The organism is Isoptericola sp. NPDC056618, from assembly GCF_042792715.1.
In the GTDB taxonomy this organism is placed as follows: Bacteria; Actinomycetota; Actinomycetes; order Actinomycetales; family Cellulomonadaceae; genus Isoptericola; species Isoptericola nanjingensis.
Genome location: NZ_JBHTVZ010000015.1, coordinates 31,772 through 51,104, shown reverse-complemented (window position 1 = coordinate 51,104; position 19,333 = coordinate 31,772). Strand labels below are relative to the sequence as shown.

At 75.8% G+C, this 19,333-nt stretch carries 18 protein-coding genes; 11 read left to right on the top strand and 7 right to left on the bottom strand.

Annotated features, from left to right (window positions below):
* Nucleotides 1-51 precede the first annotated feature (51 nt).
* From nirB to ACFQ8T_RS16430, 4 genes are read left to right on the top strand one after another with little or no spacing between them, the layout of a single operon-like run.
* Nucleotides 52-2,757 (top strand): nitrite reductase large subunit NirB, encoded by a 2,706-nt coding sequence (gene nirB, locus ACFQ8T_RS16445; protein WP_430547555.1) that lies wholly within the window; start codon nt 52-54, stop codon nt 2,755-2,757.
* Nucleotides 2,754-3,164 (top strand): nitrite reductase small subunit NirD, encoded by a 411-nt coding sequence (nirD, locus tag ACFQ8T_RS16440; RefSeq protein ID WP_430547554.1) that lies wholly within the window; start codon nt 2,754-2,756, stop codon nt 3,162-3,164. Before nirB ends, nirD begins: the two co-directional genes overlap by 4 nt.
* Nucleotides 3,161-3,964 (top strand): uroporphyrinogen-III C-methyltransferase, encoded by an 804-nt coding sequence (cobA, locus tag ACFQ8T_RS16435; RefSeq protein WP_430547553.1) that lies wholly within the window; start codon nt 3,161-3,163, stop codon nt 3,962-3,964. Before nirD ends, cobA begins: the two co-directional genes overlap by 4 nt.
* Nucleotides 3,965-4,001: 37 nt before the next feature.
* Complete coding sequence (locus ACFQ8T_RS16430; RefSeq protein WP_430547596.1) at nt 4,002-5,108, top strand: uroporphyrinogen-III synthase; 1,107 nt, start codon at nt 4,002-4,004, stop codon at nt 5,106-5,108.
* Between the two features lie 3 nt (nt 5,109-5,111).
* On the opposite strand, the gene ACFQ8T_RS16425 is transcribed toward ACFQ8T_RS16430, so the two are convergent.
* From ACFQ8T_RS16425 to ACFQ8T_RS16410, 4 genes are read right to left on the bottom strand one after another with little or no spacing between them, the layout of a single operon-like run.
* Nucleotides 5,112-6,167: a sulfate/molybdate ABC transporter ATP-binding protein gene (locus ACFQ8T_RS16425; RefSeq protein WP_430547552.1), complete on the bottom strand. Its 1,056-nt coding sequence runs from the start codon at nt 6,165-6,167 to the stop codon at nt 5,112-5,114.
* Complete coding sequence (locus ACFQ8T_RS16420; protein WP_430547551.1) at nt 6,164-6,946, bottom strand: ABC transporter permease; 783 nt, start codon at nt 6,944-6,946, stop codon at nt 6,164-6,166. The genes ACFQ8T_RS16425 and ACFQ8T_RS16420 overlap by 4 nt, the downstream gene beginning before the upstream one ends.
* 34 nt (nt 6,947-6,980) lie before the next feature.
* Nucleotides 6,981-7,754 carry a molybdate ABC transporter substrate-binding protein gene (gene modA, locus ACFQ8T_RS16415; RefSeq protein WP_430547550.1) on the bottom strand — a complete coding sequence of 258 codons (774 nt, stop codon included), beginning with the start codon at nt 7,752-7,754 and terminating at the stop codon, nt 6,981-6,983.
* Nucleotides 7,751-8,158: a molybdopterin-binding protein gene (locus ACFQ8T_RS16410; RefSeq protein WP_430547549.1), complete on the bottom strand. Its 408-nt coding sequence runs from the start codon at nt 8,156-8,158 to the stop codon at nt 7,751-7,753. Before ACFQ8T_RS16410 ends, modA begins: the two co-directional genes overlap by 4 nt.
* A 179-nt stretch (nt 8,159-8,337) precedes the next feature.
* Between ACFQ8T_RS16410 and glp the strand changes: the two genes are divergently transcribed.
* Genes glp through ACFQ8T_RS16395 form a run of 3 tightly spaced genes read left to right on the top strand, consistent with a single transcriptional unit; the run spans nt 8,338 to nt 11,200 of the window.
* Nucleotides 8,338-9,627, top strand: a complete 1,290-nt coding sequence (glp, locus tag ACFQ8T_RS16405; protein WP_430547548.1) for a gephyrin-like molybdotransferase Glp — start codon at nt 8,338-8,340, stop codon at nt 9,625-9,627.
* A complete protein-coding gene (moaC, locus tag ACFQ8T_RS16400; RefSeq protein ID WP_430547547.1) occupies nt 9,624-10,169 on the top strand; it encodes a cyclic pyranopterin monophosphate synthase MoaC in 546 nt (181 codons plus the stop codon). The genes glp and moaC overlap by 4 nt, the downstream gene beginning before the upstream one ends.
* Entirely contained in the window at nt 10,166-11,200 is a 1,035-nt protein-coding gene (locus tag ACFQ8T_RS16395) for a molybdenum cofactor biosynthesis protein MoaE (protein ID WP_430547546.1), read from the top strand. The genes moaC and ACFQ8T_RS16395 overlap by 4 nt, the downstream gene beginning before the upstream one ends.
* Nucleotides 11,201-11,216: 16 nt before the next feature.
* Here ACFQ8T_RS16395 and map read toward each other — a convergent pair whose 3' ends face one another.
* Nucleotides 11,217-11,999 carry a type I methionyl aminopeptidase gene (gene map, locus ACFQ8T_RS16390; RefSeq protein WP_430547545.1) on the bottom strand — a complete coding sequence of 261 codons (783 nt, stop codon included), beginning with the start codon at nt 11,997-11,999 and terminating at the stop codon, nt 11,217-11,219.
* A 67-nt stretch (nt 12,000-12,066) separates the two neighbouring features.
* Between map and ACFQ8T_RS16385 the strand changes: the two genes are divergently transcribed.
* The 4 genes from ACFQ8T_RS16385 (at nt 12,067) to mnmA (ending at nt 17,210) form a co-directional block, all read left to right on the top strand.
* Complete coding sequence (locus ACFQ8T_RS16385; protein WP_430547544.1) at nt 12,067-12,363, top strand: helix-turn-helix transcriptional regulator; 297 nt, start codon at nt 12,067-12,069, stop codon at nt 12,361-12,363.
* 96 nt (nt 12,364-12,459) lie between these two features.
* Nucleotides 12,460-14,700, top strand: coding sequence for a PhoX family protein (locus ACFQ8T_RS16380; RefSeq protein ID WP_430547543.1), 2,241 nt, complete (start codon nt 12,460-12,462; stop codon nt 14,698-14,700).
* 168 nt (nt 14,701-14,868) lie between these two features.
* A complete protein-coding gene (locus ACFQ8T_RS16375; protein WP_430547595.1) occupies nt 14,869-16,062 on the top strand; it encodes a cysteine desulfurase family protein in 1,194 nt (397 codons plus the stop codon).
* Nucleotides 16,059-17,210 (top strand): tRNA 2-thiouridine(34) synthase MnmA, encoded by a 1,152-nt coding sequence (gene mnmA, locus ACFQ8T_RS16370; RefSeq protein ID WP_430547542.1) that lies wholly within the window; start codon nt 16,059-16,061, stop codon nt 17,208-17,210. Before ACFQ8T_RS16375 ends, mnmA begins: the two co-directional genes overlap by 4 nt.
* On the opposite strand, the gene ACFQ8T_RS16365 is transcribed toward mnmA, so the two are convergent.
* Both ACFQ8T_RS16365 and ACFQ8T_RS16360 read right to left on the bottom strand, forming a co-directional pair.
* A complete protein-coding gene (locus tag ACFQ8T_RS16365; RefSeq protein WP_430547541.1) occupies nt 17,207-18,676 on the bottom strand; it encodes a dihydrolipoyl dehydrogenase family protein in 1,470 nt (489 codons plus the stop codon). The two genes, mnmA and ACFQ8T_RS16365, sit on opposite strands and share 4 nt — an antisense overlap.
* Nucleotides 18,673-19,242: a hypothetical protein gene (locus ACFQ8T_RS16360; protein WP_430547540.1), complete on the bottom strand. Its 570-nt coding sequence runs from the start codon at nt 19,240-19,242 to the stop codon at nt 18,673-18,675. The genes ACFQ8T_RS16365 and ACFQ8T_RS16360 overlap by 4 nt, the downstream gene beginning before the upstream one ends.
* Nucleotides 19,243-19,333 lie beyond the last annotated feature (91 nt).

Sequence of the window (19,333 nt, the reverse complement as noted above, 5' to 3'; positions counted from 1 at the left end):
GGTAACCGTGGCCTGACGGCCGCGACACGGCGGCTTCCTAGCGTCAGCGCCATGAACGAGACGCAGGGCACGCCCCCCAGCACCCGGCCGGACCCGCGGCACGTCGTCGTCGTGGGCGGCGGCATGGTCGCGCAGCGCTTCGTCGAGGCGCTGCGGGCGCGCGACGACGCCGGCGCCTGGCGCGTGACCGTCTTCGCGGAGGAGCCGCGCAAGCCGTACGACCGGGTCGGGCTCACGCGCTACTTCGAGGTGCGCGACGCCGAGGACCTCACGCTCGGCGACCCGGCGCTGTGGGACGACCCGTTGGTCGACCTGCACCGGGACTGCGCCGTCGCGTCGATCGACCGCGCCGCGCGGACGGTCACCGACCGCCTCGGCCGCGTGCACGCCTACGACGAGCTGGTGCTCGCGACCGGGTCGAGCGCCGCGATGCCGCCCATCGACGGCAACGACCTGCCCGGCGTCTTCGTGTACCGCACCATCGACGACGTCGCGGCGCTGCGCGGCTGGGTCGAGTCCAAGCGCGAGGCGGGGCGCGTCGAGACGCGGGGCGGCGTGGTCGAGCGGCCGGTGCGCGGCGCGGTCGTCGGGGGCGGCCTGCTGGGGCTGGAGGCCGCGGGCGCGCTCAAGGCGCTCGGCGCGCAGGCCACGGTGATCCAGTTCGGCACGCACCTCATGGACGTGCAGATCGACCTGGGCGGCGGGCACGCGCTCAAGCGGCTCATCAACGACAAGGGCATCTCGGTGCGTACCGACACCGCGACCAAGGCGATCCGCCCGCACCGCCGCACCGGGCACGTGGGCCGCATGGACTTCGCCGACGGCGGCCGGCTGGACGTGGACGTCGTCGTGATGGCCACGGGCGTGCGGCCCCGCGACGAGCTGGCCCGCGCGGCCGGCCTGGAGGTCGGCGAGCGCGGCGGTGCCGTCGTCGACCTCACCTGCCGCACGGCCGACGCGCACGTCTGGGCGATCGGCGAGGTCGCCTGCATCGAGGGCCGCTGCCTCGGCCTGGTGGCGCCCGGCAACACGATGGCGGAGGTCGTGGCCGACCGGCTGCTCGGCGGCGAGGCCACGTTCCCCGGCGCGGACACGGCGACCAAGCTCAAGCTCTCGGGCGTCGACGTCGCGAGCTTCGGCGACGCGCACGGCCGCACCGAGAAATCGGTCGAGATCGTGTGGGCCGACCCGCTGCGCGGCGTCTACAGCAAGCTCGTCATGGCCGACGACGCGCGGACCCTGCTGGGCGGCGTCTTCGTCGGCGACGCCGGTCCGTACGCGTCGCTGCGCCCGATGCTCGGCGCGGAGCTGCCGGGCGACCCGTCGGCGTTCCTGCTGCCCGAGGGCGCGGGCGGCGCGCCCTCGCTCGAGCTGCCCGACGACGCGAACGTCTGCTCGTGCAACAACGTCTCGGCGGGCACGATCCGCGGCGCGGTGACGGAGCACGACTGCACCGACGTCGCCGGCGTCAAGGCGTGCACCCGCGCCGGCACCACGTGCGGGGCCTGCCTGCCGCTGGTCACCAAGCTGACGAAGACGGAGCTGGCCAGGGCCGGCGTCGAGGTGAGCAACGCGCTGTGCGAGCACTTCGAGCTCTCCCGCGCCCAGCTCTTCGACGCCGTGCGCGTGGCCGACCTGCACACGTTCAGCGAGATCATCGCCAGGTTCGGGCGGGTGCCCGACGGCGCGAGCGACGCCGGCCGCGGCTGCGACATCTGCAAGCCCACGGTCGCCTCGATCCTGGCCAGCCTCGGTAACGGGCACATCCTCGCGGGCGAGCAGGCCACCCTGCAGGACACCAACGACCACATGCTCGCCAACATGCAGAAGGACGGCACGTACTCGGTCGTCCCGCGCATGCCGGGTGGCGAGGTGACGCCCGAGGGGCTGATCGTCGTCGGGCAGGTCGCGAAGGACTTCGGCCTCTACACGAAGATCACCGGCGGCCAGCGGATCGACATGTTCGGCGCCCGCGTCGAGCAGCTCCCGGAGATCTGGCGGCGGCTCGTGGACGCCGGCTTCGAGTCCGGGCACGCGTACGGCAAGTCGCTGCGCACCGTGAAGTCGTGCGTCGGGTCCACCTGGTGCCGGTACGGCGTGCAGGACTCGGTGGGCATGGCCGTCGAGCTCGAGCTGCGGTACCGCGGGCTGCGCTCGCCGCACAAGCTCAAGCTCGGCGTCTCCGGCTGCGCCCGCGAGTGCGCGGAGGCCCGCGGCAAGGACGTCGGGGTCATCGCCACCGACCAGGGCTGGAACGTCTACGTGGGCGGCAACGGCGGCCAGACGCCGAGGCACGCGCAGCTCCTCGCCGAGAACCTCTCGTCCGCCGAGCTGCTGCGCACCGTCGACCGCTTCCTCATGCTGTACATCCGCACCGCCGACCGGCTGCAGCGCACCGCGCCGTGGGTGGAGGAGTACGAGGGCGGGCTCGAGGCGATCCGCCAGGTGGTGATCGAGGACTCCCTCGGCATCGGCGCGGACCTCGATGCCGCGATGGCGCAGCACGTCGAGGGGTACGAGGACGAGTGGAAGGCCGTGCTCGACGACCCGGAGAAGCTGGCCCGGTTCGGCTCCTTCGTCAACGCCCCGACCACGCCCGACCCGGCGCTCGCGTACGTGCCCGAGCGCGGGCAGAAGCGCCCGGCCACCGCGGACGAGGTCGCCTCCGGCGCCGACGGCCCTGTCGACCCCGACCTCGTCTCCGCCCTCACCAGCCCCGTCCTCGTCGCCGGCCCCACCCTGGAGGTGCGCGCATGACCGCCCTGACTCCGAGCACCACCGCCACGACCCTCGTGGACGGCCCCGGCTGGACCGCCGTCTGCCCGCTGGGCGCGCTGGTCCCCGAGCGCGGCGCCGCCGCCCTGGTGACCGGCTCGGACGGCGAGGAGCTGCAGGTGGCGCTGTTCCGCCTGCTGGACGGCACGGTCTGCGCCGTGCAGCAGCTGGACCCGTACTCGGGCGCGAACGTCATGTCGCGCGGCATCGTCGGCACCCGCGGCGGCACGCCCACGGTGGCGTCCCCGGTGTACAAGCAGGTCTTCGAGCTGCACACGGGCCGCTGCCTCGACGCGGCGGGCAAGGAGCCGCGCGCGGGGCTGGCGGGGGACCTCGCGTCGTTCCCGGTCGTCGTGTCCGACGGCGTCGTGCACGTGGGGATCGGATGACGACGCCCGGCGCGACCCTCGGCCGCGTCACCCTGGTCGGCGCCGGTCCGGGCGCCGCGGACCTGCTCACGTACCGCGCGTGGCGCGCGCTGACCACGGCCGACGTCGTCGTCACCGACCGGCTGGTGCCGCGCGAGGTGCTCGACGACCTGGACCCCGGCGTCGAGGTCGTCGACGTCGGCAAGACGCCGGGCCGGCACACGCTGCCGCAGGAGGAGATCGACGCGCTGATCGTGGCGCGCGCGCTGACCGGCCAGCGCGTGGTGCGCCTCAAGGGCGGCGACCCGTTCGTCTTCGGCCGCGGCGGCGAGGAGGTCGCGGCCTGCCGGGCCGCCGGGGTGCCGGTCGAGGTGGTGCCCGGGGTCTCGTCCGCGCTCGCCGCGCCCGCGCTGGCCGGGGTGCCGTTGACGCACCGCGGCACGACGACGGCGTTCCACGTCGTCACGGGCCACACCCGCGACGGCGCGGCGGGCGGCGACGTGCTCGACGACGTCTCCGTCGCGTGCGTGACCTCGCGGGCGGCGACGCTGGTCGTGCTCATGGGCGTGGCCGCGCTGCCCGGGATCGTCGCCCGCCTGCTGGACGCGGGCGCCGCGCCGGGGACGCCCGTCGCTATCGTGGAACGAGGTTCGCTGCCCGACCAGCGGGTCACGCGCGTCGCCCTCGACCTGGCCGCCAAGCGTGCCGAGGAGGTCGGGGTCCGCGCGCCGGCCGTGGTCGTGATCGGCGACGTGGCCCACGAGGAGCTGCTGGAGGTCGCGCGTGACGCAGGAGGAGCCGCAGGGCAGGTCGGTGGCTGATACCGCGCCGGGCCCACGGCCGGCGCTGGGGCAGGTGATGGCGGGCTGCACGGTGCTGGTCACGGCCGACCGCCGCTCGGGCGAGCTGGCCGCCGCCCTGGAGCGCCGCGGCGCCGCCGTCCGGCACGCTCCGGCGCTCAGCATGATCCCGCACGTGGACGACGACGCCCTGATCGCGGCGACGCGCGCCCTCGTCGCCGACCCGCCGGACGTCGTCGTCGCGACCACCGGCGTCGGGTTCCGCGCGTGGATCGAGGCCGCCGACGCGCACGGGCTCGCCGACGACCTGCTCGCCGTCCTGGGCCGGTCGCGGATCGTCGCGCGCGGTCCCAAGGCGCGCGGCGCCATCCAGGCCGCGGGGCTGCAGGCCGACTGGGTCGCGGAGTCCGAGACGTCCGCCGAGGTCGCCGAGGTGCTGCTCAGCGAGGGCGTGAGCGGGCTGCACGTCGCCATCCAGCACCACGGTGCGGGCGCCGACGGGCTGGACGTCGTGTTCGAGAAGGCGGGCGCCCGGGTGTCCGCGCTGGTCGTGTACCGGTGGGGGCCGCCGCCCGACCCGGCCGCCGTCGAGGCCTCCGTGCGCGCCGCCGCGGCGGGCGAGATCGACGCGGTCGCCTTCACGTCCGCGCCCGGCGCCGAGGCGTGGCTGAGCGCCGTCGAGACCCAGGGCCTGCGCGACGCGGTCGTGGCGCGGTTCGTCGACGGGTCGATGGTCGCCGCCGCCGTCGGGCCCGTCACCGCGCGCCCGCTGGAGTCGCGCGGCATCCCGACCCTGCAGCCCGAGCGCGGTCGGCTCGGCGCGCTCGTGCGGTCGATCGTCGGGCACTACGAGCACCTGGAGTCGGTGGCCCTCGCCACCGTCGCCGGGCCGCTCGTCATCCGGGCGCGTGTCGCCGTCCTGGACCAGCAGGTGCTGCCCCTGTCGCCGACCGGCGTCGAGGTGCTGCGGCTGCTCGCCTCCGCCGGCGGCGACGTCGTGCCGCGCGAGCGCGTGCTCGACGTGCTGCCCGGCAGCTCCCGCGACCCGCACGCCGTCGAGGTCGCCGTCGCCCGCCTGCGCGACGCCACCGGTCGCCGCGAGCTGGTCAAGACGGTGGTCAAGCGTGGCTACCGGCTAGAGCTGGCGCACGACGAGGCGCTCTGAGGGTCAGGCCGGGTAGACGTCGACCTCCGCGGCCTTGACCGTCAGCCACACCCGCGCGCCGGGCACGAGGGCGAGCTCGGCGGCGGACTGGGGCGTGACGTCGGCGGCGAGGCGGTCGGTGCGCACACGCACCAGGTCGCCGCGCGGCTCGAGGGACCGCACCGTGGCGCGGAACGCGTTGCGCGGGGAGCCGTGCCGCTCGTCGAGGTACACGGCGACGGCGGCGGGTCGGAAGACGGCGGTCGTCGGCGTCCCCGCGGCGATCCCGTCGGCCGGGGTGCGGCCGTGCACCACCTCGCCCGCGGGGGTGCGCACGCCGTCGCCGGTCCACGACCCGGCCAGGAGGTTGAGCCCGGCGATCTTCGCCGCGAACGCGCTGCGCGGCCGGCTCAGGACCTGGGCGGTCGGGCCGTGCTCGACGACGCGCCCGCCCTCGACCACGGCCACCTCGTCGGCGAGCAGCAGCGCGTCGAGGACGTCGTGGGTGGTGATCACCGCCGTCTGCCCCTCGAGCAGGTGGCGGAGGGTCTGGCGCAGCTCGGGCGTGACGTCGACGTCGAGCGCGGCCATGGGCTCGTCGAGCAGCAGCAGCCGCGGTTCGGCCGCGAGCGCCCGCGCGACGGCGACGCGCTGCGCCTGCCCGCCCGACAGGGTCGAGGGCGCGCGGTCCGCCAGGTGCGCGAGCCCGACCTGCTCGAGCCGCCGGCCTGCCGCCGCATCGGCCGCGCGCCGTCGGGCGCCCTGGGACCGCGGCCCGAACGCCACGTTCTGCCGCACGGACAGGTGCGGGAAGAGCAGCGGCTCCTGCGCGAGCAGCGCGACGTGCCGGTCGTGCGGCGCCACCCAGGTGCGGACGCGGCCGCCGGCGGCGCGCACGAGGGGGCGGCCGTCGAGCACGATCTCGCCGTCGTGCGGGCGCAGCGTGCCCGCCGTGAGGCCGAGCGCCGTCGACTTGCCCGCCCCGTTGGGGCCGAGCAGGGCGAGGGTGCGGCCCTCGGGGACGTCGAGCTCGACGTCGAAGCCGCGGGCGGGCAGCGTGGCGGCGAACGTCAGCGTCACAGCAGGCTCCGGTCCCGCCGCGTGGCGGCGATGACGAGGACGGCGACGACGACGAGCAGGAGGGACAGCGCGACGGCGGCGTCGGGGTCGGTCTCGCGCTGCAGGTAGATCTCCAGCGGCAGGGTGCGGGTGACGCCCTGCAGGCTGCCGGCGAACGTGATCGTGGCGCCGAACTCCCCGAGAGCGCGGGCGAACGACAGCACCGCCCCGGACAGCAGGCCCGGCCACACGAGGGGGAGGGTCACGCGGCGGAGCACCGTCGTCGGGCGCGCGCCGAGCGACGCCGCGACCACCTCGTAGCGTGCGCCCGCCGTGCGCAGGGCGCCCTCGAGGCTCGTCACGAGGAACGGCAGCGCGACGAACGTCTGCGCGAGCACCACCGCCGTCGTCGAGAACGCGACCTGCACGCCCGCCACCTCGAGCGTCTCGCCGAGCAGGCCGCGCCGACCGAACGTGTAGAGCAGCGCGATGCCGCCCACCACGGGCGGCAGCACCAGCGGCACCATCACCAGCGAGCGCAGCAGGTCGATGCCGGGGAAGCGGCACCGCGCCAGCACCAGCGCCATCGGGACGCCGAGCACGAGGCACGCCACCGTGCTGGCCGCCGACGTCTGCAGGCTCAGCAGCAGCGCCGCCCGCGCCGACTCGCTGGTGATCAGCGACCAGTAGCTCGACCAGTCGACCCGCGTCGCCATCGCGACCAGCGGCAGCAGCACGAACAGCCCGCCCACCGCGGCGGGCAGGAACGCCCAGCGCGGCAGGCCGACGGCGGTCCCCACGCTGGTCGAGCCTGTCGAGTTCCGCACGGTTCCCCTACGGGGCCGCGAAGCCGAACCCGGCGAGGGTCTGCCGGCCGTCGTCCGACAGGACGAGGTCGACGAACTCCTGTGCCAGCTCCGCCTGCCTCGCGTCGGCGACGGGCGCGATCGGGTACGTGTTGACGGCCTCGGACGCCTCGGGGAGCTCGACGCCCTCGACGTCGGCCCCCGCGGCGGCGACGTCCGTGACGTACACGAGCCCGGCGTCCGCCTCGCCCGCGATCACCTTGCCGAGGACGTCGGTGACGCTCTGCTCCTCGCTCACCGGCCGCAGGTCGAGGCTCGCGGCGTCGGCGACCTTCGCGGACGCGGCACCGCACGGCACCTCCGGCGCGCACAGCACGAGCCTCACGTCCGGGGAGGCGAGGTCCTGGAGGGACTCGACGCCGGCCGGGTTGCCCGGCGGGACGGCGATCTCCAGCGCGTTGGTGGCGAAGTCCCGCGGGTCGGTCACCAGGCCGTCTCCGACGAGCTTGTCCATGTTCGCGGTGTCCGCGGAGGCGAAGACGTCGGCGGGCGCGCCCTGCTGGATCTGCGCCACCAGGTCGGACGACCCCGCGAAGCTGAGCTGGACGTCCACGCCGTCGTGCGCCGCCTCGAACTGCTCGGCGAGGTCCTCGAACGAGCCTTTCAGCGACGCCGCCGCGAACACGGTGAGCGTCGTCGTGCCGCCGTCGTCGCCCGACGCCGGCGCGCCGCAGCCCGCCAGCGCCGTCACCGCGGCGCCGATCGTCAAGGCCGCGGCCCCGGCGGCGACGTGCTTCCTCATGCGACTCCCTTGTCCTCTGCCTCGATCACGACCGTCGTCGACTTGATGACCGCCACCGCCACGGAGCCGCGCTCGAGACCGAGGTCGCGCACGGCCTCGCTGCTCATGAGCGACACCACGCGGAACGGGCCGCACTGCAGCTCCACCTGCGACATGACCGGGTCGCTCCGGATGTCCGTGACGAGCCCGACGAAGCGGTTGCGCGCCGAGCTCCTCATCCCGCCGGGCAGGGCCGGGACGGTCGCGTGCTCGCGCGCCACCATCGCCACCTCGTACCCGTCGACGACCTTGCGGCCCGACGCGTCCGTCGTGGACCCGAGCAGCCCGCGGTCGATCCACCGGCGCACGGTGTCGTCGCTGACGCCGAGGTACACGGACGCTTCCGAAACTCGCATGTGCGGCACGATCAGCAGCATAGTCCCGCACATGCAGGACGAGGGAGCTGAGTCTGCTGCACCGTCGAGGGTGACCGCGCCCGTGTCCGGAGGGGGACCTGAACCCCCGCGCCCCGGACGAGCGCGACGGGGCGGGCCTCCGTGACCTGCTGAGGACCGTGGGCGGCGCGGGACATAGGCTGACGCCCGTGCATGACGACGTGACGCGGCGACGGTCGGTGGCCGACCACGCGGCCGCGGTGGCCGAGGCGGTCGAGCCCGCCCTGGCGGCGGCGCGCGGGCGGGCGTCCGCGCGGATCGACGTCGCGACCCTGCTGACGCAGGTGGGCGCCGGGGCCGGGCTGTCGCCGCGCGTGCTGGCGCGTGACGCCGTGGCCGCCGTCGCGCTGCCCGGCTTCGACAACTCCCAGATGGACGGGTACGCGGTGCGTTCCGCGGACCTCGCCGGCGCGTCCGTCGGCGACCCGGTGGCGCTGCCCGTTGTCGCCCCCGTCCCCGCCGGGACCCGGCCGCCGGCGCTGGACCCGGGCACCGCGGCGCCCGTGATGACCGGGGCGCCCGTGCCCGCCGGGGCCGACGCCGTCGTCAAGATCGAGGACGCCGACCCGCCGCGCTTCCCGGACCCGGCCACGACCGCGGAGGTCCGGTTCGCCGCTCCCGTCACGCGCGGCACGTTCGTGCGGACGGCTGGCTCCGACGTCGCGGCCGGCGACGTGCTGGTCCCTGCGGGCACGCCGCTCGGAGGCCCGCAGCTCGGGGCGCTCGTCGCCGCGGGCGTCACGACCGTCGAGGTCGCGGCCCCGCCGCTCGTGCTGCTCGTCTCCACCGGCTCGGAGCTGGCCCCGGCGGGAGCACCGCTCGGCCCGGCGCAGGTGCACGACGCCAACGGCGCCGCGCTCACCGCGGCGCTCGGGCAGGCGGGCGCCCGGGTCACGACCCGCGTCGCGCCGGACCGGCCCGACGCTCTGCTCCGGGTGCTCGCCGACGCGGCGGGCGACGTCGCCCTCGTCGTGACGACAGGCGGCGTGTCCGCCGGGGCGTACGAGGTGGTGCGGCAGACCCTCACCGACGCCTGGTTCGGGCACGTCGCCGTCCAGCCGGGCGGGCCGCAGGGCCTCGGCACGGTCACCCTCGGGTCCGGACGGGACGTGCCGCTCGTGGCGTTCCCCGGCAACCCGGTGAGCGCGTACGTGTCGTTCGAGCTGTTCCTGCGCCCGGTGCTCGCCGCGGCGACGGGCGCGTCGCCGGCCCGCCGGGCCACCGGCCGCGCGCCCCTCGCCGAGCCGCTCGACTCGCCGCACGCGCTCCATCAGGTGCGGCGGGGCGCGCTCGACCCCGACGGCCGTGTGCGCATGACCGGCGGACCCGGCTCGCACCTGCTGACCCACCTCGCCGCCGCGACCGTCCTCGTGCACGTACCGCCCGGCGTCGCGCGCCTCGACGCCGGCGACCTCGTCGACTACCAGGAGCTCCGTTGACCGACCCGACGCCCGACCCGCACGACCCGAACCAGGGCCTGACCCACTACCGCGCCGACGGCGCTGCCCACATGGTCGACGTCTCCGCCAAGGACGTGACGAAGCGGGAGGCCACGGCGACGGGCGTGCTGCGCACGCGCGCGGACGTCGTCGAGCGGATCGCCTCCGGCGACCTGCCGAAGGGGGAGGCGATCGCCACCGCGCGCATCGCCGGGATCCTGGGCGCCAAGCGCACGCCCGACCTCGTGCCGCTGTGCCACCCGCTGCCGATCTCCGGCGTGGAGATCGACGTCGTGCCCGCCTCCGACGGGTCCGGCACGGTCGGGATCTCCGCGACCGTGCGCACCACCGGCCGCACCGGCGTCGAGATGGAGGCGCTCACCGCCGTCACCGTCGCCGGGCTGACGCTCTACGACATGATCAAGGCCGTCGACAAGGCCGCCGTGCTCACCGACGTGCAGGTGGTGGCGAAGTCGGGCGGCAAGTCCGGCGACTGGGCGCGCGCGGCGGCCACCTCCGAGGCGGGCCGGGAGGACGCATGACCGGCACGCACGAGCACCACGGGGGCGCTCACGCACAGCGGCGCGTCGCCGTCGTCGTAGCCTCGGACCGCGCGGCGGCGGGGGAGTACGAGGACCGCTCGGGCCCGGCGGCCGTCGCGTGGTTCGCGGCCCGGGGCTGGCGCACGTCGTCGCCCGTCGTCGTGCCCGACGGCGAGCCGGTGCGCGAGGCGCTCGCCGCGCTGCTCGCACCCGGGACGGGGGAGGCGCCGGACGACGTGCCGCACCTGATCGTCACCAGCGGCGGCACGGGGCTCGGCCCGCGCGACCGCACCCCGGAGGCGACCCGCGCCGTCCTGGACCGCGAGGTGCCGGGGATCGCGGAGCTCGTCCGCGCGCGCTCGACCGCGCCGACCGACCCCGCGAAGCGGGCCGTCCCCGCGGCGGCGCTGTCCCGCGGCGTCGCCGGCGTGGCCCGCCGCACGCTGGTGGTCAACCTGCCGGGCTCCGTCGGCGGCGTGACGGACGGCCTCGACGCGCTGGCCGACGTGCTGCCGCACGCCGTCGACCAGCTCGCCGGCGGCGACCACCCCGGGCAGGTGGGCCAGGAGCCTGACGCGCCCGCGGATGTCGCCGTGCTGCGCGCCGACGTCGTCGACTCGCCCCTGGACCCGCTGGTCGCGGAGCTCGGGGCGCTGGTGCGCGACGACGCGTGCGGCGCGGTGGCGACGTTCGCCGGCTACGTGCGCGACCACGACGGCGGGCGCGGGGTCGCACGGCTGCACTACGAGGCGCACCCGGACGCGGCGACGGTGCTGCGGACGGTGGCGGAACGCGTCGCGCGCCGCACCGCCGCGGCGACGGGGGACCGCGTCCGCGTCGCCGTGGTGCACCGCACCGGCGACCTGGCGATCGGCGACGTCGCGGTGGTGGCCGCCGTGGCCGCGGGGCACCGGCAGGCGGCGTTCACCGCGGCGTCGGACCTGGTCGAGGAGCTCAAGGCCGAGGTGCCGATCTGGAAGGAGCAGGGCTTCGACGACGGAACGTCGGAGTGGGTGGCGTCGCTGGGCTGAGCGCTCGGGCGGTCGTTCAGGCGACCGCGTCCCGGGGCAGGGTGAGGATCTCGGCCCCGTCGTCGGTGATGGCGATGGTGTGCTCGCTGTGCGCCGTGCGGCAGCCGGTCGCGCTGCGGAGCGTCCAGCCGTCGGCATCGGTGACCAGCTCGTCGGTGTCCGCCATGACCCACGGCTCCAGCGCGAGGAGCAGGCCGGGCCGCAGCCGGTACCCGCGGCCGGGCCGTCCGGTGTTGGCGACGTGCGGGTCCTGGTGCATCGTCGACCCGATGCCGTGGCCGCCGAACTCGGTGTTGACCGGGTACCCCGCGCCGGCGAGGACGGTGCCGATGGCGTGGGAGACGTCGCCCAGGCGGACGCCGGGCCCGGCCGCGGCGATCCCCGCGGCCAGGGCGCGCTCGGTGACGTCGATCAGGGCGAGGCTCTCCGCGGGCCGTGACGACCCCACGACGACGCTGATCGCGGCGTCGGCGGCGACCCCGTCCCGGAGGACGGCGAGGTCGAGCGTGAGCAGGTCGCCGTCGGCCAGCGCGCGGTCGTGCGGCATGCCGTGGAGCACGGCGTCGTTGACGGCGGTGCACAGGTGGTGGCCGAACGGCCCCCGGCCGAAGGGCGGCGCGTAGTCGACGTAGCAGGACCGCGCGCCCGCCTCGGCGATCAGCTCGGCGGCCCACCGGTCCAGGTCGAGGAGGTTCGTGCCGACCGTGCTGCGGCGGCGCAGGGTCTGCAGGATGTCGGCGACGAGCGCACCGGTCTCCCGCGCCCGGGCCAGCTCGACGGAGTTCAGGATCTCGATCATGCGGTGCGGCCTCCTCGGTATACCTATAACAATACCGGCCATGTTATCCCGGTATTAGAGTCGGATCATGGTCCGGCTGCCCCTCACCCCCGCCGAGGTCGAGCGCGGGCGCCGCCTCGGCGCCCTCCTGCGGCGCGCCCGGGGCGAGCGCTCGATGCTCCAGGTCGCGCTCGACGCGCGGGTGTCGCCGGAGACCCTGCGGAAGATCGAGTCCGGGCGCGTCGCGACCCCCGCGTTCCCGACCGTCGCCGCGATCGCGGACGTCCTCGGCCTCTCCCTCGACGACGTGTGGGCCGAGATGGCCGGCCCCGACCGCGCCGTCGACGAGGCCGGCCACCCTGCGCGTCATTCCCTGTTCACCTGAGGGTCGGCGTCACGACGACGTGACGCCATCGGTGCTCCCTACCGTCGGGCTCGTCACCCCCGGTCCCGTCACCGCCCTATCTCAGGAGTGCCACCGATGACGATCGCCCCCGAGTCGCGCCCGCTGCTGGAGCTCGCGGCCACGCCTCACAGCCCGCACTACGCGCGCGGCAAGCGCAGCCCGGTCACGTGCCGGCTCAAGTGCGCCGACGCGTGCTCGCACCCCGCGCCCAACGAGTCCGCCAACGAGTACTTCCGCGACGTCGCGGCGCGGGCGCTGTCCCGCCGCGTCATGCTCGGCGGCCTGGCCGCCGCGGCCGCCACCGTCGTCGTCGGCACCCAGGTGGCGGGCGCGCCCGGAGCGAGCGCCGTCACGGCCGCGGGCCGTGGCCACGGCGCCGGCAAGGGCCTCGCCTTCGGCGCCATCGCGCCCCAGGACGCCGGCGTGGACGCGTTCGTCGTGCCCGAGGGGTACGAGTGGTCGCCGATCATCCGCTGGGGCGACCCGATCCTGCCCGGCGGTCGCGCGTTCGACGCCGCGCACCAGACGCCGGAGCAGCAGGCCAAGCAGTTCGGCTACAACGTCGACTACCTCGACATCCTCCCGGCCGACCCCGACGACGTGCAGCCGCGCGGGGGCAGGACGAAGCGCGGGCGGCGCGGCCTGCTCGTCAGCAACCACGAGTACACCAACGCCGGGATCATGTTCGACGAGTCGTACGACGCCGCCACGCGCCGTGCGATCGAGCGCGCGGCCTGGGGCCTGTCGGTCGTCGAGGTGCGCCGCGACCGCGAGGGCTCCCCGTGGAGCTACTCCCGGATCAGCCGCTACAACCGCCGCATCACCGTGGACACGGAGTTCCGCGTGGACGGCCCGGCGGCGGGCTCGTACCTCATGAAGACGGTCGAGGACCCGACCGGCACCCGCGTGCGCGGCACGCTCAACAACTGCGCGGGCGGCACGACGCCGTGGGGCACCGTCGTCTCCGGCGAGGAGAACTACAACGCGAACTTCCGCGTCAACGGCAAGGACCCGCGCGACGCGCGCTACGGCCTCAAGGACGCCGCCACGAGCTACGGCTGGGAGCTCGACGACCCGCGCTTCGACGGTCGCAACCCCGGCTACGAGTACGAGAGCCACCGCTTCGGCTGGATCGTCGAGGTGGACCCGTACGAGCCCGACGAGGCGCCGGTGAAGCACACGGCGCTGGGCCGCTTCAAGCACGAGGGCGCCAACGTCATCCTGTCCAAGCGCGGGCACGCCGTCGCGTACATGGGCGACGACGAGCGCTTCGACTACGTGTACAAGTTCGTGTCGAAGAACCGCTTCCGCGAGGGCAGCAGCCGGTGGGCCCGCCGCCACAACAAGACCCTGCTGTCCGAGGGCGACCTGTACGTCGCCCGGTTCCGTGGCGACTCCCCGGCGTCCGAGATCGACGGCACGGGCGCGGTCCCGTCCGACGGCGCCTTCGACGGCACGGGCGAGTGGGTGGCGCTGGTCAAGGACGGCGAGTCGCAGGTGCCGGGCATGACCACCGAGGAGGTGCTGGTCTTCACCCGCCTCGCGGCCGACGCCGTGGGCGCCACCAAGATGGACCGCCCCGAGGACGTCGAGCCCAACCCGCTCACCGGCCGCATCTACGTGGCGTGCACCAACAACACCGACCGCGGCAAGGCGGACAAGGAGGGGGCCACCGAGCCCAACCCCCGCACCACCAACCGTGACGGGCACGTCGTCGAGATCATCGAGGACGGCGGCGACCAGACCGCGACGACGTTCACGTGGAACCTCCTGCTCGTCGCGGGCGACCCGTCGGTGAACGGCTCGACGTACTTCTCGGGCTTCCCCGCCGACAAGGTGTCGCCGATCTCCTGCCCCGACAACCTCGCGTTCGACGCCGAGGGCAACCTGTGGATCTCCACGGACGGCGCGCCGTCGACGATCCAGAAGTGCGACGGCCTGTTCAAGGTGACCCTCACGGGCCGCCAGCGCGGCCGCGTCGAGCAGTTCCTGTCCGTGCCGCGCGACGCCGAGACCTGCGGGCCCGTCGTCGACTCGCGCGACGGGATGGTCTACGTCAACGTCCAGCACCCGGGGGAGGACGGGACCTTCGCCGCGCCGAACTCCTACTTCCCGGACTACCTCGCCGAGGGCGAGCGGGCCCCGGCCGGCGCCTGGCGCGGGCCCCGCCCGTCCACGATCCAGGTCTACAAGACCGGGCGGGGCGAGCACCCCGGGAACGGCCACGGCAACGGTCACGGGAACGGCAACGGTCACGGCAAGGGCGGCGACGGCTGGGACGGCCCCGGGCCGTTCCCGTGGCCGCGCCACCGCTGACCCGCAGCGGACGGCCGCAACGAGCGTGCTGACTTGATCCTCATTCCGCCCGAATGAGGATCAAGTCAGCACGCTCGTTGCCGAGCCGGGGAGTTCGTAGACTGGGGGACCGTGACCACCCCCGAGGCGCCCGCCGGTGCCTACCTCGACCACGCCGCCACGACCCCCATGTCGCGGGCGGCGCTCGAGGCGTACGTGGCGGAGGCCGGCCGGACCGGCAACGCGAGCTCGCTGCACTCCGCGGGGCGCGCGGCGCGACGGGCCGTCGAGGAGTCGCGCGAGTCCGTCGCCGCGTCGCTGGGCTCGCGGCCCAGCGAGGTGATCTTCACCGGCGGGGGCACCGAGTCCGACAACCTCGCCATCAAGGGGATCTTCTGGGGCCGACGCCGCACGGACCCGCGCCGCACCCGCGTGCTGGTGTCCGCCGTCGAGCACCACGCGGTGCTCGACCCGGCGTTCTGGCTCGCGGGGCACGCGGGCGCGGAGATCGTGCTGCTCCCCGTGGACGGCGACGGCCGGCTCGACCTCGCGGCCCTGCGCGCCGAGCTGACGGAGCACGGCGATGAGGTCGCGCTCGTCTCGGTGATGTGGGCCAACAACGAGGTGGGCACGCTGCAGCCGGTGCGCGACGTCGTGCGGCTCGCGCACCAGCACGGCGTCCCCGTGCACACCGACGCGGTGCAGGCCGTGGGCCAGGTCGAGGTCGACTTCGCGGCCTCGGGCGTCGACGCGATGACGGTGACGGCGCACAAGCTCGGCGGGCCGATCGGCGTGGGCGCGCTGCTCGCCCGCCGCGACCTGCCGCTCGAGGCGGTGCTGCACGGCGGCGGCCAGGAGCGCGGGGTGCGCTCCGGCACGCTCGACGTGCCCGCGATCCGGTCGTTCGCCGTCGCGCTCGCGGAGACCGTCGCCGCCCGGCCCGAGCGCGCGGCGGCCCTCGGCGCCCTGCGCGACCGGCTCGTCGCGGGCGTGCGCGCCGTCGACCCGGAGGCGGTGCTGCGCGGCCCCGACCCGGCGTCGGGCCCGACCGCCGGCGACGGCGCCGCCGCGCGGCTCCCGGCCAACGCGCACTTCACGTTCCCCGGAGCCGAGGGCGACTCGCTGCTCTACCTGCTGGACTCCGCGGGCGTGCAGGCCTCCACCGGGTCGGCGTGCCAGGCGGGCGTGCCGCAGCCGTCGCACGTGCTGCTCGCGATGGGCGTGCCGGAGCTCGACGCCCGCGGCGCGCTGCGCTTCTCGCTCGGCGCGACGTCGACCGCCGAGGACGTCGACCGCCTCGTCGCCGCGCTGCCCCAGGTGGTCGAGCGGGCCCGCGCGGCGGGCCTCGTGTCCGCGCCGGCCGGGGCGGGGGGCACGGTATGAGGGTGCTGGCCGCCATGTCGGGCGGCGTGGACTCGGCCGTCGCCGCGGCGCTCGCCGTGGAGGCGGGGCACGACGTGGTCGGCGTGCACATGGCGCTGAGCCGCAACCGCGACCAGTTCCGCACGGGTTCGCGCGGCTGCTGCTCCATCGAGGACGCGGGCGACGCGCGCCGCGCCGCGGACGTGCTCGGCATCCCGTACTACGTCTGGGACCTCTCCGAGAGGTTCGAGGAGACCGTCGTCGCGGACTTCCTGTCCGAGTACGAGGCCGGCCGTACCCCGAACCCGTGCGTGCGCTGCAACGAGCACATCAAGTTCGAGGCGCTGCTCGACAAGGCCACCGCCCTCGGGTTCGACGCCGTCGCCACCGGCCACTACGCGCGGGTCGTGACGCGCGAGGCCCCCGACGGCACCGTGACCCGCGAGCTGCACCGGTCGCCGAACGACGAGAAGGACCAGTCCTACGTGCTGGCCGTGATGGGGCCGGACCGGCTGGCGCGCGCGATGTTCCCGCTCGGCGGCTTCGCCTCCAAGGCCGAGGTGCGCGCGGAGGCCGAGCGGCGCGGCCTGTCCGTGAGCGCCAAGCCGGACTCCTACGACATCTGCTTCGTGGCCGACGGCGACACCCGCGGCTTCCTGCGCGACCGGCTCGGCTCCCGCCCGGGCGAGGTCGTGGACACCGACGGCGCCGTGGTCGGCGAGCACGACGGCGCGTACGCGTTCACGGTCGGCCAGCGCAAGGGCCTGGGCCTCGGCCGTCCCGCCGCCGACGGGCGCGCGCGGTACGTGGTGGACGTGCAGACGTCGACCAACACCGTCGTGGTCGGGCCGGCCGAGCTGCTCAGCGTCGACCGGATCGGCGCCGGGAAGGCCGTCTGGCTCGCCCCTCCGCCCACCGCCTGGGTCGACGACGTCGAGGTGCAGGTCCGCGCCCACGGCGCGCCGGTGCCCGCGCGGGTGCGCGCGACGACCGGCACGCCGGGGCAGGACGGGGCCGTGGCCGACGACGGCGTACCCGGCATGGAGCTGCACCTCACCGGCACCCCGCTGCGCGGCGTCGCCGCCGGCCAGTCGATGGTCGTCTACCGCGGCACGCAGGTGCTCGGCCAGGCGACGGTGGCCGACGCCTGGCGCGGGCGGGGCGGCTAGGCGGCCCCGGCGACCACCGGGACCGCGTCCCGCCCGTACGCCTCGAGGAGCCGCAGCCAGACCTCGCTGACGGTCGGGTACGCGGGGACGGCGTGCCACAACCGGTCGAGCGGCACCTCGCCGGCGACGGCGACCGTCGCGGCGTGCAGCAGCTCGCCGACGTCGGGGCCCACGGCGGTGAAGCCGACGAGCACCTGCCGGTCCTCGTCGACGACCATGGCGGCCCGTCCCGTGTAGCCGTCGGCGTGCAGGGCGGCGCCGGCGACGGACCCGAGGTCGTGCTCGACGGTGCGGACGCGGAGTCCCGCCGCCGCCGCGGAGGCGGAGGTGTGCCCGACGGTCGCGACCTCCGGGTCGGTGAAGACGACCTGCGGCACGGCCCGCAGGTCGGCCGTGGCGGCATGCCGGCCCCAGGGGGACAGGTCGACCGCGGCGCCGCGGGCCCGGGCGACGATCGTGTCGCCCACGGCCCGGGCCTGGTACTTGCCCTGGTGGGTCAGCAGCGCGCGGCGGTTGACGTCGCCGGCGGCGTAGAGCCACCCGTCGCCCACCGGGGCGCCGTCGGGGCCGAGGACGCGCAGGGAGTCGTCCACGCGCAGCCAGTCGCCGGGGGCGAGCCCGAACCGGTCCAGGCCGAGGTCGTCGGTGCGCGGCCGACGGCCCGTCGCGACCAGCACCTCGTCGGCCTCGACGGCGGAGCCGTCGGCGAGGACGAGGCGCACGACCCCCTGAGCGTCGCGGTGGGCGCGCACGGGCTCGGTCCGGAGGTGCTGCACGACGCCCGCCGCCTTCAGCGACCGGGCCACGAGGTCGCTCGCGAACGGCTCCACGGCGGGCAGCAGCCCGTCCCGGGCCACGAGGGTGACCTGTGCCCCGAGGGCCGCGTACGCCGTCGCCATCTCGGCGCCGACGACGCCGCCGCCGACGATCGCGAGCCGCGCGGGCACGGCCGGCGCCGCGGCGGCCTCCCGGCTGGTCCACGGGGCGACGTCGGCCAGCCCGGGGATCTCCGGCAGCCGGGCGCTGCTGCCCGTGGCGACCACCACCGCGTGCCGCGCCTCGAGGGTGGCCGCCGACCCGTCGGCGCCGGTCACCTCGACCGTGCGGGCGCCTGCGATCCGCCCGGTCCCGCGGACGAGGGCGATGCCGGCCCGCTCCAGCCAGGCGACCTGTCCGCCGTCGTCCCAGCGGGCGGCGAACTCGTCGCGGCGCCGCAGCACGGCCGCCGGGTCGAGCTCGCCGGTCACGGCGGCGCGCGCCCCGGGCAGGCTCCGGGCGGCGCGCAGCGCGGCGGCGTCCCGCAGGAGAGCCTTGGTCGGCATGCAGGCCCAGTAGGAGCACTCCCCGCCGACGAGCTCGCGCTCCACGACGGCGGCCGTGAGGCCGCCCTGCACCACGCGGTCGGCGACGTTCTCCCCGACCGGTCCGGCACCGACGACGACGACGTCGTAGACGGCCGCGGTCATCGTGCGGCCCTCGCGACGCGGTGCAGCCGCAGCGCCGAGACGAGGAAGAAGATGCCGCCGAGGGTCGCGTACCCGGCGAGCGAGGTCAGCGCCGCGTCCGGGCCGCCGGCCATCATGACGAACCCGCCGCCGGCGAGCACGGAGATGCCGCCGCTGAGGATCATGGCCCACTGGCCCCCGAGCCGGTAGCGGCGGACGGCGACGACCAGCTGCACGATCCCGGCGGTGATCGCCCAGGCGCCCCAGACGCGCAGCACGGCGGGGATGCCGGAGGTGACGGCGAGGCCGAGGGCGGCGGCGGTCAGCAGGCTGAGGGCGACGTTCACGCGGAGGCCGACGGCGGGGCGCGCGGCCTTCGAGGCCCGCAGGTCCACGACCGCCGCGGCGACGTCGAACAGCGGGTACAGCACGAGCAGCGCCGTGGTCACCGGGCCGATGCTCGACGCGGTGACGACAAGCAGCACCGCCCAGACGACGGCGAAGCCGAACCGGACGAGGTAGAGGTTCCGCAGTGCGGTGGCAGGAGTGGCGGCGGTGGCGGTGGGGGGTTCCACGGTGGTGGTCATGGCTCATTCCTTCGAGAGGGACGGAGGTAGACTGACTAGTCACTCTACCGAGCAGGACCGTACACAGGGCCGGACGTCGAGCGCAAGGGGA